Origin of the sequence: Nonomuraea antri, assembly GCF_013283785.1 — a bacterium.
In the GTDB taxonomy this organism is placed as follows: Bacteria; Actinomycetota; Actinomycetes; order Streptosporangiales; family Streptosporangiaceae; genus Nonomuraea; species Nonomuraea antri.
The window spans coordinates 14,972-28,798 of the sequence record NZ_JABCPZ010000054.1; the positions used below are offsets into that span (position 1 = coordinate 14,972).

At 69.3% G+C, this 13,827-nt stretch carries 13 protein-coding genes; 5 read left to right on the forward strand and 8 right to left on the reverse strand.

Annotated elements, in window-relative coordinates; genetic code table 11:
* Window positions 1–4: 4 nt before the first annotated feature.
* From purL to HII36_RS19585, 3 genes are all read right to left on the reverse strand, one after another.
* Window positions 5–2,212 carry a phosphoribosylformylglycinamidine synthase subunit PurL gene (purL, locus tag HII36_RS19575; protein WP_173524692.1) on the reverse strand — a complete coding sequence of 736 codons (2,208 nt, stop codon included), beginning with the start codon at window positions 2,210–2,212 and terminating at the stop codon, window positions 5–7.
* A 41-nt stretch (window positions 2,213–2,253) separates the two neighbouring features.
* A complete protein-coding gene (purQ, locus tag HII36_RS19580) occupies window positions 2,254–2,937 on the reverse strand; it encodes a phosphoribosylformylglycinamidine synthase subunit PurQ (protein WP_173524659.1) in 684 nt (227 codons plus the stop codon).
* A 596-nt stretch (window positions 2,938–3,533) separates the two neighbouring features.
* The gene (locus HII36_RS19585; RefSeq protein WP_173524660.1) at window positions 3,534–4,796 is read right to left on the reverse strand and encodes an ATP-binding protein; all 1,263 of its coding nucleotides are present in this window, start codon (window positions 4,794–4,796) and stop codon (window positions 3,534–3,536) included.
* A 522-nt stretch (window positions 4,797–5,318) separates the two neighbouring features.
* Between HII36_RS19585 and HII36_RS19590 the strand changes: the two genes are divergently transcribed.
* Window positions 5,319–5,570, forward strand: a complete 252-nt coding sequence (locus HII36_RS19590) for a hypothetical protein (RefSeq protein WP_173524661.1) — start codon at window positions 5,319–5,321, stop codon at window positions 5,568–5,570.
* Window positions 5,571–5,627: 57 nt separating this feature from the next.
* Here the strand turns inward: HII36_RS19590 and HII36_RS19595 are convergent, their stop codons facing one another.
* Complete coding sequence (locus HII36_RS19595) at window positions 5,628–6,038, reverse strand: ACT domain-containing protein (RefSeq protein WP_328807787.1); 411 nt, start codon at window positions 6,036–6,038, stop codon at window positions 5,628–5,630.
* 78 nt (window positions 6,039–6,116) lie between these two features.
* On the opposite strand from HII36_RS19595, the gene HII36_RS19600 reads away from it, so the two are divergent.
* On the forward strand, window positions 6,117–6,437 hold the full coding sequence (locus HII36_RS19600) for a hypothetical protein (protein WP_173524662.1): 321 nt from the start codon (window positions 6,117–6,119) through the stop codon (window positions 6,435–6,437).
* Window positions 6,438–6,901: 464 nt separating this feature from the next.
* Here HII36_RS19600 and HII36_RS19605 read toward each other — a convergent pair whose 3' ends face one another.
* Window positions 6,902–7,288: an ATP-binding protein gene (locus tag HII36_RS19605; RefSeq protein WP_173524663.1), complete on the reverse strand. Its 387-nt coding sequence runs from the start codon at window positions 7,286–7,288 to the stop codon at window positions 6,902–6,904.
* A 245-nt stretch (window positions 7,289–7,533) separates the two neighbouring features.
* Window positions 7,534–7,779 (reverse strand): phosphoribosylformylglycinamidine synthase subunit PurS, encoded by a 246-nt coding sequence (gene purS, locus HII36_RS19610; protein ID WP_173524664.1) that lies wholly within the window; start codon window positions 7,777–7,779, stop codon window positions 7,534–7,536.
* A gap of 260 nt (window positions 7,780–8,039) precedes the next feature.
* Here purS and pdhA point away from each other — a divergent pair, with 260 nt between their 5' ends.
* The 3 genes from pdhA to HII36_RS19625 are packed head-to-tail and all read left to right on the forward strand — an operon-like array spanning window position 8,040 to window position 11,642.
* Window positions 8,040–9,128 (forward strand): pyruvate dehydrogenase (acetyl-transferring) E1 component subunit alpha, encoded by a 1,089-nt coding sequence (gene pdhA / locus HII36_RS19615; protein ID WP_173524665.1) that lies wholly within the window; start codon window positions 8,040–8,042, stop codon window positions 9,126–9,128.
* Window positions 9,125–10,105 carry an alpha-ketoacid dehydrogenase subunit beta gene (locus HII36_RS19620; RefSeq protein WP_173524666.1) on the forward strand — a complete coding sequence of 327 codons (981 nt, stop codon included), beginning with the start codon at window positions 9,125–9,127 and terminating at the stop codon, window positions 10,103–10,105. Before pdhA ends, HII36_RS19620 begins: the two co-directional genes overlap by 4 nt.
* 16 nt (window positions 10,106–10,121) lie before the next feature.
* Window positions 10,122–11,642, forward strand: coding sequence for a dihydrolipoamide acetyltransferase family protein (locus HII36_RS19625; RefSeq protein WP_173524667.1), 1,521 nt, complete (start codon window positions 10,122–10,124; stop codon window positions 11,640–11,642).
* 79 nt (window positions 11,643–11,721) lie between these two features.
* Here the strand turns inward: HII36_RS19625 and HII36_RS19630 are convergent, their stop codons facing one another.
* Both HII36_RS19630 and HII36_RS19635 read right to left on the reverse strand, forming a co-directional pair.
* Window positions 11,722–12,888 carry an adenylosuccinate synthetase gene (locus tag HII36_RS19630; protein ID WP_173524668.1) on the reverse strand — a complete coding sequence of 389 codons (1,167 nt, stop codon included), beginning with the start codon at window positions 12,886–12,888 and terminating at the stop codon, window positions 11,722–11,724.
* On the reverse strand, window positions 12,888–13,820 hold the full coding sequence (locus tag HII36_RS19635) for a hypothetical protein (RefSeq protein ID WP_173524669.1): 933 nt from the start codon (window positions 13,818–13,820) through the stop codon (window positions 12,888–12,890). Before HII36_RS19635 ends, HII36_RS19630 begins: the two co-directional genes overlap by 1 nt.
* Window positions 13,821–13,827: the final 7 nt, after the last annotated feature.

Below are 13,827 nucleotides of genomic sequence, written 5' to 3' on the forward strand. Positions count from 1 at the left end.
TGCGTCAGCCGAACAGCGCCGGCAGTGCCGCAGAATGCGTTTCGCGCAGGTCCTCGACCGGCACCTCCAGCACCCCCTCGACCACCAGCGAAGCCCCGCCCGTCGAGCCGAGCCCGTAGCACGGCACCTCGTGGCGGCCGCACAGCGCGGCGAACTCGTCGAAGTGCTCGGGACGCACCGTGACCAGGGCCCGCGCCGCCGACTCGCTGAACAGGTCGGTGAACGCGTCGTCGCCGCACAGCGAGACCGTGGCCCCGACGCCGCGCGCCAGGCAGGACTCGGCCAGCGCGATCGCCAGGCCGCCGTCCGACAGGTCGTGCGAGCCTTCGAGCAGCCCCCGGGCCGCGGCCTCGACCAGCACCTTGGCCAGCGCCTGCTCGGCCGGCAGGTCCGCCTGCGGCGGCAGGCCGCCGAGGTGGTGGTGCGCGACGTGCGCCCACTCAGAGCCGCCGAACTCCGCGCGCGTGTCGCCGAGCAGCGCGATGCGCAGCCCCTCCGCCACGAACCCGGACGGCACCCGCTTGGCCACGTCCTCGATGACGCCGAGCACGCCGACCACCGGCGTCGGGTGGATGGCGGTGGCGCCCGTCTGGTTGTAGAAGGAGACGTTTCCGCCGGTCACCGGCACGCCCAGGGTCTTGCAGGCGTCCGCGAGCCCGCGCACGGCCTCGGCGAACTGCCACATCACCTCGGGGTCCTCGGGCGAGCCGAAGTTGAGGCAGTTGGTGACGGCCAGCGGCTCGGCGCCGGTCACGGCCACGTTCCGGTACGCCTCGGCCAGCGCGAGCTGCGCCCCCGCGTACGGGTCGAGCTTGGCGTAACGGCCGTTGCCGTCGGTGGACAGCGCGATGCCCCGGGTCGTCGGCTCGGCGCCCTCGATGGCCTCCGAAATGCGCAGCATGCCCGCGTCGGCCGGCTGGGCCAGCACGGTGTTGGAGCGGACGTACCGGTCGTACTGGGACGTCACCCACTCCTTGGAGGCCAGGTTCGGCGAGCCGAGGAGCTGCAGCAGCGTGGCCCGCAGGTCGTCCGGGCGCGCCAGCGAGTCGGGGGTGTCGGCGTTGAGCGCGGCCTGGCCGGCCGGCTCGTGGAACGGACGCTCGTACACGGGGCCCTCGTCGGCGGCGGTGCCCGGCGGGATGTCCACGATGATCTCGCCGTCCCAGGTCATCACCAGGCGGCCGGTGTCGGTGACCTCGCCGATGACGGTGGCGGGGACGTCCCACTTCTCGCAGATCGCCATGAACGCCGCGATGTCGGACGGCCGGACCACGGCCATCATCCGCTCCTGCGACTCGCTCATGAGGATCTCCTCAGGCCGGAGCGAGGGGTCGCGCAGCGGGACCAGGTTGAGGTCGACGTCCATGCCGCCGGTGCCCTTGGCCGCCAGCTCGGTGGTGGCGCAGGAGACGCCGGCCGCGCCGAGGTCCTGGATGCCGACGACCACGTCGGCCGCGTACAGCTCCAGGCAGCACTCGATGAGCAGCTTCTCCATGAACGGGTCGCCCACCTGCACGGCCGGCCGCTTGGCCTGCGACTCGTCCTCGAACGTGGCCGAGGCCAGCACGCTCGCGCCGCCGATGCCGTCGGGGCCGGTGGACGCGCCGAACAGCACCACCTTGTTGCCCGGCCCTGGCGCGGTGGCCAGCTTGATCTGGTCCTTGCGCAGCAGGCCGACGCAGAGCGCGTTCACCAGCGGGTTGCCGATGTAGCACGGGTCGAAGACGACCTCGCCGCCGATGTTCGGCAGGCCCAGGCAGTTGCCGTAGTGGCTGATGCCCTCGACCACGCCGGGCAGCACCCGCCGCGTGTCGACGGCGTCGGCGCCGCCGAAGCGCAGCGCGTCCATGACCGCGATCGGACGCGCGCCCATCGACATGATGTCGCGGACGATCCCGCCGACACCCGTGGCCGCGCCCTGGTGCGGCTCGACGTAGGAGGGGTGGTTATGCGACTCGATCTTGAACGTGGCCGCCCAGCCGTCGCCGATGTCCACGACGCCCGCGTTCTCGCCCATGCCGACCAGCAGCGCCTCGGACTTGGGAGCCTTGGTGGCGAACTGCCGCAGATGCACCTTCGACGACTTGTACGAGCAGTGCTCGGACCACATCACGCTGTAGATCGCCAGCTCCGAGCCGGTCGGACGGCGACCCAGGATCTCCTTGACCCGGTCGTACTCGTCCTGCTTCATGCCCAGCTCGGCGAAGGGCATCGGCTCGTCGGGCGTCTCTGCGGCCCGCTTCACGCTGTCGGTCACGCGTTCACCAGCTTCTTGAGAATGGACGTGAAGAACCCGAGGCCATCGGTGCTCGGCGCGCCGACCAGCTCCTCGACCGCGTGCTCGGGGTGCGGCATGAGGCCCACCACATTGCCCGCCTCGTTACGGATGCCCGCGATGTCGTTCAGCGACCCGTTCGGGTTGCCGCCGACGTACCGCACGACCACCCGTCCGGTGGCCTCCAGCTCGGCCAGCGTCTCGTCGGACGCCACGTACCGGCCCTCGCCGTGCTTGATCGGCAGGACGATCTCCTGGCCCTGATCGAACGAGTTCGTCCAGGCGGTGTCGTTCTGCTCGATCCTGACCCGCTGGTCACGACAGACGTAGTGCAGCGAACCATTGCGCGTCAGCGCCCCGGGCAGCAGGTGCGCCTCGCACAGGATCTGGAACCCGTTACACGTGCCGAGCACGGGCAGCCCCGCCCTGGCCGCCGGAATGAGCTCCTCCATCAACGGCGCGAACCGCGAGATGGCCCCGCACCGCAGATAGTCGCCGTACGAGAACCCGCCGGGCAGGAAAACCGCGTCGACCCCCTTGAGGTCGTGATCGGCGTGCCACAGCGGAACCGCCTCCGCGCCCACGAGGCGTACGGCTCTGGCGGCGTCCTGGTCGTCGAGTGTGCCGGGAAACGTGACTACGCCCACACGGGCAGCGCTCATGACAGTCGTCCCCTCCGAGGAGTTACGCGGCCACCATCTCTACGGGGCGGGCGGCGGCGGTGACTTCAGGTTATCGGGTGCGCCCAAATGTTCCTCATCGCCTCCCCGCGCCAGCCGACAGGCAAGGGCTTCCGCCCCCCAAAGGCATCGTCCTCGCTTCGCTCGGGCGCCTTTCCAGGGGCTGCCGCCCAACGCCCCACAAGTGCCCGGCGATACCCGCGAACCTTTGGCCAGAGAACCGATCGAGTGCGTGACGACCAGACTTCCGGAGCCAGGCCCGTTTCCCGAGCCCTGCCGGTTTCCGGAAACGGGCCCGTTTCCAAGCTCTGCCGGTTTCCAAGCCGGGCCGGGTTGCCGAGACATGCCTGTCCCATGACACGCTGGATTCCCGAGGCCTGCGGGATGGCGTTCGCTTCGGCAGGATTCCCAGGCAAATTCCCTTCGCCAGGCCCAGGTTCGGCGAATCCGCAGCGGTCGAACGCACCTGATCCGGCACGAACCACGGCGGCCGGCCACCAGCCCGCTGATGACGGTCTCCCGGAACCCCCGGAACCCCCGAAAGCCCGGAAAAGGACATGAGGGACAGCCAGGCGCTGTTACGGGGTCCAGAGACGGTCGAGCGGCATCACGAAGAGCCGGTCGTCATGGCGGAACGACTGCTGCCCCAGGTTGAGCAGCACCCCGGCGACGAAGCTCGGCCCGAGCTTGTCCCTCAACAGCCGCAACCCCTGAAAATCCCGCTCCTCGATCGAGGCCTTCGCCTTGACCTCGATGCCGACCACATCCCCTTCCTGTGACTCGATCACGAGATCCACCTCTCGTTGGTCTCTCGTGCGGAAGTGGCTGAACTCGACCAGTTCGTCCGACCAGCCCGCCTGCTTCATGAGTTCGTTCACCGCGAACGTCTCCACCACTCGCCCGAACTCGGTGAGGGCCGCGGGGTCACGACGGTTCAGTTTCCTCTGCGAGATGCCCAGCACGTGAGCGGCGAGTCCGCTGTCGATCAGGTGGACCTTCGGTGATCTGGCGACCTTGCTGGTGAGCGTACGGCCGAAGGCGTTCAACCGGTGAATGAGGAAGACCGCTTCGAGCAGGCCGATGAAGTCGCCGACCAGGCGTTGGTCCAGCCCCACGGCGGAACCGATGGCGGCCGCCTTGACCGTGCTCGCCGTCCTGGCAGCGAGATGATGCAGGATGACGGGCAGCACCTGACGCTGGCGCACCTTCCTGATTTCGAGCACGTCCCGATCGATCACCATCGAGACGAAATCTCTGAACCACGCGCCGCGCTCCGACGGCGGCAGATCGAGCGCGATCGGGAATCCGCCGGTGAGGATCATCGATTCGTAGTCGGCACGCGAAGTCTGCGAGGGCGGCCCGGCCAGGAGGCTTTGCGGATCTGAGAACACGGCGTCCAGGAAGTTCTCTCGGCGGCCGAGCAGCTCACCCTGGGACAACGGCCAGATGGTCATGACGTGGGCGCGTCCGGTGAGCGCCTGCCCCATGCGGGGCAAGGCGCTGTAACGCGTGGATCCCGTGAGAATGAACCGGCCCGGCCGCAGGTCGCGGTTGAGCTCTGCCTTGATCGCGGACAGGATCTCCGGGACGTGCTGGAACTCGTCGAAACACACGGGCTCGGCCGGAGTCGCGGCGAAATGGCTGGGATCGGCGGCCACGGATTTCCGGACGCCCGGCTCGTCCAGGTCGATCACCGGCACCTTGTGCAGCTGAGCGCACGTACGGAGGAGAGTGCTCTTCCCGACCGTGCGCGGGCCCGTGAGGATCACGACCGGGCGCGTTGTCAGGCGGCGGCGGATGACGTCTTGGAGGTTGCGACTGACGAGCACGTCCTGGTCCATGCCGTCCCCTCGTTGAACTGGGCTTTCGGGGGAAAAGCGCGAACTGTCCCCCGATTTATATCAGGATTGTCCTCCAGTTTATGTCAGGAACGTCCATGATCAACTGTCATTCTCCTTCGAGCAGGCGTTCAACGCGAGACAGGTCGGTCGGGGATGTGAGGTGAGACGCCGTCGCGCGGCCCCGTGGAGGCCGGCCTGCGGTAGGGGGGCCTCTGGCTGCATGCGCATCGCGGTGGCCCCCAACCTGTTTCCTGCGACTCCTGCTCAACGCCTCGCCGCTTCGACGGCACTGGCCAGAGCCGATCCCGCTGCGGGACAAAGCCCTATGGCTCGGCGCTTTCGGAGCTTCGGAAGCGGGCTCCTCGTCCACGAACCCGGAGCCGGCTCGCATTCCGTGATGCCACACATATTGGCCGGCGTGTGGCAGGTGCGCATTCTGTATGAGTGGCGTGGGCGAGGTTGAGGTGCGAGGCCGTTCGGTGGGTGAGTGACGAGCCGTGGCCGGGTTGGGTGGAGGTCCGAATGACCGACGTCCATGGTCGCCGGTGGTCCATTTTCGACAAGGCTCCCATCTTCGACGACGGGAACAGGCTGACTCCGGAGGCGGCCTATCCGCAGGAGGTCGAGATCGCCTGCGAAATCGTGGCGGCGGTGACAGGGCCGGACGGCAGGGAGGCCCTGGTGATCTCGACCGACAAGCCATGGGGCGTCGCCGCCGCGGAGGGGCAGACGGAGTTCCAGGTCAGCAGAGACCAACTTGTCCCACCGGGGTGAGCAGCCCGAACTTGCAGCCCTGGCAGCTTCGTCATCCGGTGCTGTGACCGGACGGGCTCATTCGCCGCTCACCTGATGCCCGGCCTCCCGCAGCACGGTGACGGCCTGGTGCTTGCTGTGTTCCGGGACGAGGACCAGGTCCGCGTGGAACGTCGAGGCGACGAACACCGAGATCGCCGCCTGGGCCAGCGGTTGCACCATTGCCGCCAGCATCCCGGGCACGTCCAGGCCGTGCGCGGTGGCTCCGCTGTAGAAGCCGATCCAGCGCTCATCCGAATCTGCGGGCCGGGCCTCACGGATGACGGTCAGCCCGCCGTCCGGAGCACGAACCAGCGCGATCCAGTCGTCGTTCTGGGGCAAGGTGGCCTGTGGCTGGTGCTCGACCACGTAAACAGTGGAGAGCACATTCAAATGCTGGGCTGTCGGTGACGTCATGGCCATGTATGTATCAGGGAGGATCACCTCCACGGCCCAACATGGAACCCACAGGAAATTTCTGCGCACCCGGCGACCACGGTGAGCGCTGGGTCGGTCACGCTGGAGAGCATGAACGCAAGGGGATACGGTGCGCTCCGCCCTTACGCCGTGTCGGCCACACTTGACGAACTCACAGGGCCGACCAGCGGCATCGTCGTGCTGCCGCTGCGCCTCGACTGGGGGCCGCGGCGAAGCTACGACTTGGACCAGCTCACTGATGCCCGACTGATGTACATGCGGGTGATTCGTGAAAGCGCGACCCCTGACGACCTGCGACGCTACCTCAACGCCTCGCTCCTGCGTCGACTGTGGCCGGAGTTGGTTCTGCCGCCACGGGTCAAGGCGCTGTGGCTCGATCGTTTCCCCGAGCTCCGGACTCAAGCGGCCTGATGGACGACTTTCACCATCGTCTGACCACATTGCCCCGTCCGCGGCAGCGATGCATGGGTTCGCCTTGGCGGGGGCTATGCGGTGCAGGCGTATGGGGTGCTGGAACGACCGAGTGAAGACATCGATCTGTTCACCTCCAGCTTGCGTGACGACTTCGCCGAAGGCGTCACGAAGATCTGCGCGGCGTGCTGTCGGCTTCCGTTCGAAGGCTCGATCGCCAGGGTCGCGAGTTCGGCTCACCAGCTGGTCCGCCGGGCGTGGAGTTGCCCTGGTCTCGTATACGTTGCCGGGGCCGGGCACTTGTGGGGGCGTTGGGCGGCAGCCCCTGGGAAAGGCGCCCGAGCGGAGCGAGGACGATGCTTTTCGGGGTCGAAGGGGCGGAGCCCCTGGGAGGCGCTGCCTGAGCGCCCATCCGCGCGTAGCGCGTCTCTACGCGAAGCCCTAGCCGTTGAAAGGCCAGCCCCTCAGACGGCGGCCAGCTCCCGAGGACGGGCGGAGGCGTCGTCGTCCCAGTCCAGCTGCTTACGAAGATGCACGGTAGTTCCCCGGCCAGGCGTGATGCCGAACGAGATCTCGTCGACCACCGAGCGCATGATCAACAGCCCGCGCCCGTTCTCGGTGTCAGGGGGCGGGAAGTGCAGGGGCATCGAGGGCAGGCCCTCGCCGTTGTCGGCGACGCGTACGTCGCAGTGTCCATAGCCGATGGCCGCGGAAACTTCGTAGCGGTTGGCGGGGCCGCCGTGGCGTACCGCGTTGGAGCACGCCTCGGAGACGGCGAGCAGCATGTCGGCGATGCACGACTCGCTCACGTTGAGTGAGCGCATGGCATCGCCAAGCACTCGCCTGACCATCGGTATGCCGATCGCATCCCGAGGCAGTGCCAACGAGAACTCAATATCCACCGGGCTCCTCCGGGCGCCAGAATGTCACCTGGAGTAGGTTTCCCTGAGAAATCGGGGCTAACCGCAAAATCACGTTGTTGTTATTTAGTGTTGGCAAGCCCGTGGCATTGTGGCATGCCGGAACCAGACTTTAAGCGGCCAGGGGTATTTCTGGGGATCAAATGTGCCGTTCTACCCCGCAAGCCACACCCGTGCTAGTCCTCGACGCGGACGGTGAAGTCCTCGATGACCGTGTTGGCCAGCAGGGTTTCGGCCATCTTCCGGACGTCCGCAATCGCGGCCTCGTCGGCGGGCCCGTCGAGCTCGACCTCGAACCGCTTGCCCTGCCGGACCGCCGAGACGCCCGAGAAGCCGAGCCTGGGCAGCGCCCTGGCGATGGCCTGGCCCTGCGGGTCGAGGATCTCCGGCTTCAGCATGACGTCGACGATGACGCGGGCCACGTGCGTGCTCCTAGGGGTGTGACGGTGGTGGGCCTCGTCAGCCTACCGGCGCGGGTCGCGGGCGAAACGACAGCCTACCGGCGCGTGTGGGCGGCAGTACAACGGGAACGGGGAGGGCATGGGGCTTGCGCTGAGGGCTGTGACGTCTGCCACCATGTCCCCAAACGCGTACGAACCAGTACCACATGGTCCGTCGCTCGAAAGGCCGGCCTGAGGTGGCAACCCCATCGAGACCGGCCCCGACCGCACAGGAGTGGCACGTGACACTCGACGCCTCTCGTGGTGCAGAAGCACCCCCGGAGCTCGTCCAGTTGCTCACCCCGGAGGGAGAGCGGGTCGAGCACCCCGACTACGACATCGACCTGTCCCCGGAAGAGATCAGGTCCCTCTACCGCGATCTGGTCCTCGTCCGGCGCATCGACCTGGAGGCCGTCGCGCTGCAGCGCCAGGGCGAGCTGGGCATCTGGGCCTCGCTGCTCGGCCAGGAGGCCGCGCAGATCGGCTCCGGCCGCGCGCTGACCGACACCGACATGGCCTTCCCCACCTACCGCGAGCACGGCGTGGCCTGGTGCCGCGACGTCGACCCGGTGAAACTGCTCGGGCTGTTCCGCGGCGTGAACCACGGTGGCTGGGACCCCAAGGAGCACAACTTCCACCTGTACACGATCGTCATCGGCAGCCAGACGCTGCACGCGGTCGGGTACGCGATGGGCATCCAGCGCGACGACGCCAACGCCGCCACGATCGTCTACTTCGGCGACGGCGCCACCTCGCAGGGTGACGTGAACGAATCGTTCATCTGGGCCAGCGTGTTCAACGCGCCCATCGTCTTCTTCTGCCAGAACAACCAGTGGGCCATCTCCGAGCCGCTGGAGAAGCAGACCCGCATCCCCCTCTACCGCCGCGCCTCCGGCTTCGGCTTCCCCGGGATCAGGGTCGACGGCAACGACGTGTTCGCCTGCCTGGCGGTCACCCGCAAGGCGCTCGAAGCGGCGCGTACCGGGCAGGGGCCCACGCTCATCGAGGCGTTCACGTACCGGATGGGCGCCCACACCACCACCGACGACCCGACGCGCTACCGCGTCGCCAGCGAGCTGGAGGCGTGGAAGCTCAAGGACCCGATCGAGCGGGTCAAGTCGTACATGTTCAAGAACGAGCTGGCCGACCAGGCGTTCTTCGACTCCGTCGACGCCGAGGCCGACCAGCTCGGCGCCGACCTGCGCCGGCGCTGCCTGGCCATGCCCGATCCCGAGCCGCTCGACATCTTCGACCACGTCTACACCGAGCCGCACGCGTTGATCGACCAGGAGCGCACCCAGTTCGCCGCGTACTTGGAGGGGTTCAAGTGACGGTTCTGAGCCTGTCCAAGGCGCTGAACGAAGGCATGCGCAAGGCCATGGAGGACGACCCCAAGGTCCTCATCATGGGCGAGGACGTCGGCAAGCTGGGCGGCGTGTTCCGCGTCACCGACGGCCTGCAGAAGGACTTCGGCGAGGACCGCGTCATCGACACCCCGCTGGCCGAGTCCGGCATCATCGGCACCGCGATCGGCCTGGCGCTGCGCGGCTACCGGCCGGTGTGCGAGATCCAGTTCGACGGGTTCGTGTTCCCCGCCGCCGACCAGATCATCACGCAGCTCGCCAAGATGCCGATGCGGTCGCTGGGCGCGATCAGGCTGCCGGTGGTCGTCCGCATCCCGTGCGGCGGCGGCATCGGCGCGGTCGAGCACCACAGCGAGTCCCCCGAGGCGTACTTCACGCACACGGCCGGGCTGCGCGTGGTCTCCTGCTCGAACCCGGCCGACGCGTACACGATGATCCAGCAGGCCATCCGCAGCAACGACCCGGTCATCTTCTTCGAGCCCAAGCGCCGCTACTGGGAGAAGGCCGACATCGACACCGCCGACACCGACTGGTGGACGCCGCTCGACAAGGCCAAGGTGGTGCGTCCCGGCTCCGACGTCACGCTGCTGGCGTATGGGCCGATGGTCAAGACGTGCCTGGAGGCCGCCACGGCGGCCGAGGACGACGGCCGCAGCCTGGAGGTCGTGGACCTGCGCTCGCTCAACCCGCTCGACGAGCCGCTGGTCATGGACTCGGTACGGCGTACCGGCCGGGTCGTGGTGGTGCACGAGGCGCCGGTCAACAGCGGTTTCGGGGCCGAGCTGGCGGCACGCATCACCGAGCAGTGCTTCTACCACCTGGAGTCGCCCGTGCTGCGCGTCGGCGGCTTCTCCACCCCGTATCCCCCGTCGAAGCTGGAGGAGCACTACCTGCCCGACCTGGACAGGGTGCTCGAAGCCGTCGACCGTTCCTTCGGCTACTGAGAGGGGGATCCGCTTCATGCGACGCGAGTTCAAGCTCCCCGACGTGGGCGAGGGGCTGACCGAGGCGGAGATCGTCCGCTGGCACGTCAAGGCGGGCGACGCGGTCAAGGTCAACCAGATCGTGGTGGAGATCGAGACCGCCAAGTCGATCGTCGAGCTGCCCATCCCGTGGGACGGGGTGGTCGCCGGCCTCATGGCCGACGAGGGCCAGACGGTGGACGTCGGCGTCCCCATCATCGCGGTGGACACCGGCGAAGGCGGCGCGGCCCAACCGGAACAGGCCCAACCGGCGCAGGCCCAGCCAGCGCAGGCCCAGCCGGAGCAGGAGGAGGCCGCGGCGGCCGGTGAGCCGTCGGAACGGGTGCAGGCGCTGGCCGACGACATGGTTCCGCGGCCGCCCGCCGAGGGCGCGGTCGAGCCGGGCGCGCACGGCAGCCCGGCGCCGAAGGAGGAGCGCCAGGCGGTCCTGGTCGGTTACGGCGTCAAGACCGGCACCACCAAGCGCCGTCCGCGCAAGCAGCCGGCCCCGGACGCGATCCGCGCCAACCCGGTGGCCAACCCGTCCAGGGTGGAGGTGGACGGCCCTCCTGCGGCCACCGTCCCGGCTCAGGCTCCGCCGCCGAGTGGACCAGCGGCGGCTCCGGCGAGCCAGGCGCCCGCGGCTCCGGGCGCGCTGGCCAAGCCGCCGGTGCGGAAGCTGGCCAAGGACCTCGGCGTGGACCTCGCCGGCATCACGGGCTCGGGCCCCCAGGGCTCGGTCACCCGCGAAGACGTCCACGCCGCCGCACAGGGGCTGCTCCCGCAGCCCGCGCCCACCGCCCCGGCGCAGCCGAGGCAGCGGGAGGAACGCGTCCCGGTCAAGGGCGTGCGCAAGATGACCGCGCAGGCCATGATCGCCAGCGCCTTCACCGCCCCGCACGTCACCGAGTTCCTCCAGGTGGACGTCACGGAGACGATGGAGGCCGTCAAGCGCCTGCGCACGCTGGCCGAGTTCGCGGACGTCAAGGTCTCGCCGCTGCTGCTGGTGGCCAAGGCCGTGCTGACGGCGGCCAGACGCCACCCGATGATCAACTCCTCCTGGGACGAGTCGGCCCAGGAGATCGTCATCAAGCACTACGTGAACCTGGGCATCGCGGCCGCCACGCCGCGCGGCCTGGTGGTGCCCAACGTCAAGGACGCCCACGACCTGTCGCTCCCCGACCTGGCCGCGGAGCTCGGCCGGCTCACGGAGACCGCCAGGGCGGGCCGCACGCAGCCGGCCGAGATGGCGGGCGGCACGTTCACGATCACGAACGTCGGCGTCTTCGGCGTCGACGCGGGCACGCCCATCCTGAACCCGGGCGAATCGGCGATCCTCGCCTTCGGCCAGGTCCGGGACATGCCGTGGGTGGTGGACGGCCAGCTGGCCGTGCGCAAGGTCACCACGCTGGCGCTGTCGTTCGACCACCGCATCGTGGACGGCGAGCTGGGGTCGCTGTTCCTGCGTGACGTCGGCGCCATGCTGGAAGACCCGCTCCGGATGCTCGCCTGGAGCTGACGGCCCGACGCCGGAAGGGGTCCGCCCCTTCCGGCGTTCACCCACCAGGTGACCCGGCGCTCCTCACACGGCCTGGCGTTCACCAGGTCACGAGCGCCTTCTTGTCGCCGGCCTGCGTCCCGTGCGACTCCAGCCACACCGGCACGCCCAGCGCGTCCGACACCGCGGACGTCCAGTCGGTCACGCCGTCGCGGTAGATCGGCCGCGCCCGCGACAGCCGCTCGGTGACATCCGGCTCATGAAACGACGGTTCCGCGTCGTAGGCGACGCACATCCGCGACACCGGCGCGTCCAGGTGTGTCAGCGCCAGCCCGTCCACCCCGCCCGCCACCCGCAGCGCGTACCGGTGTGCGACGGCGTCGAAGTGCCCGAGCCGGAACGGCCCCTGCCACGGCCCGGCCACGTTGTGCGGCTCGGGCAGGCGCAGCGCCGGGTCCTCGGTCACCAGCGGGCCCGCCCCGTGCCTGGTCGTGTACGTGCGCAGCACGCCCAGCCGCGCCGCCCCGGCCCCGTCCAGCAGGTCGAGCGCGTTGGCGAACGTCGTCGTGCTCCAGGTGGTGTGCGGCTGGAACCCGTGCCGCTCGTCCAGCAGCACCCCCTGCGCCCCCTCGAAGACGATCGCCCCCGCGTTGATCAGCTTCGCGGTGTGCGAGCCGTCCGTCAGGCGCACGCGGTCGGCGAACGTCCGGTAGGCGGCCAGGCAGTCCGCCACCGGCGGCCCGGTGACGCCCAGCGTGTCACGCAGCTCGCGCAGCTTGGCGGCCAGCACCTGGGGCGGGTCGCCGGCGAAGGGGGCGCGCGAGCCGTGCGCGAGCCAGTACGCCATGGTCTCCCCGATGCCCATGCCGCAGGACCCGTGCCGCCCCTCGCCGCGCTCCAGCTCCCGCCGCCGTCCGGCCGCCACGTGGTACGGCGTGACGAGCAATGCGTCGCGGTCCACGGTGATCAGCCCGAGCGGATCGGGCACCCCGATCCGTGCCAGATGGGCCGCCTCGGCGGCCAGCGCCAGCGGGTCGACCAGGGAGAAGCGTGACAGGTGCGTCGGCACGCCGCGCAGCGTCCCCGAGCCGAACTGGGCGAACGTGTGGTGCCTGCCGTCGGGCAGCACCACGTTGTGCCCGGCCTGCGCGCCCCCGTTGAACCTGATCACCGCGTGGACCGGCCGCGTCGCGCACAGCCAGTCCACGACGGTGCCCTTGCCCGCGTCGCCGTATCCGAGATCGACGACGATGACGTGGTCGTTCATCAGTCGAGCCCGGGCAGCGGATCGGAGGTCACCAGCCGGCCCCGGTCGAGCTTGGCCAGCGCCTTCGACACCGACGCCCCGGCCGTCGAGCCCAGGTCCGCCAGGTCGGCCAGGCCGTCGTCCAGGCCGATGGCGTCCTCGCCGAGCCCGACCGTCAGCGCGATGGTCTCGCTGACCGCGTCGAGGTCGTCGAGTTCGAGCACGTTCTGGCCGAGCAGCCGCCGCCAGATCCCCAGCACCTCGGGGTCTCCGGCGTGCATGGTCTCTGCGGGCATGATGTAGTACGCGTCGTACTTCCTGGTCAGCTCGGCGACCACGGCGGCGAGGTCGACGGGGCCGGGCAGCCGGTCGCCGATCAGGTGCTCGACCTGCTTGCGTGACACCTGCTGGTACGGCATCTCGTCGCCGATCATGAACAGGTATCCGCGCTTGCCGCGCTTCTCGTGGCAGTCGATCGAGGTGTGCCTGGCCATGAAGTACATCGCCAGCTCGTACGACTCCCGCTTCTGCCCGCCGCCCCCGCCTTCGAGCAGGATCCGGCCCAGCTGGTCGTCCATGCGGTTGTCGGACTCGAACTGGCCGACCTGCAGCGGCGCCCTGTCGCAGGTGGCGTCGCCGATCGCGCCGAACATGATCTGCGGGTCGACCGCGTAACCGCGGCGCAGCAGCAGCCCGAGCAGGTCGGGCAGCTTGGCCTGCAGCCCGCGCGGCACGTACCGCATGGAGCCGGTGACGTCGAAGAGCACGGCGATGGCCAGCGAGTTCGGATGCTCGTCGGAGTCGCGGCTCTCCCGCGTGACGCCGTACGGGTCGAGGTCGGGATGCGTGGTGCGGGCGCCGCTCTCGCTGTAGGCGAAGGCGCTGATGCCGGCGGCCTCGCGGTAGGCGGCGGCCGAGGCGTAGACGTCGGTGGACCAGATTCCGCTGCCCATGATGTCC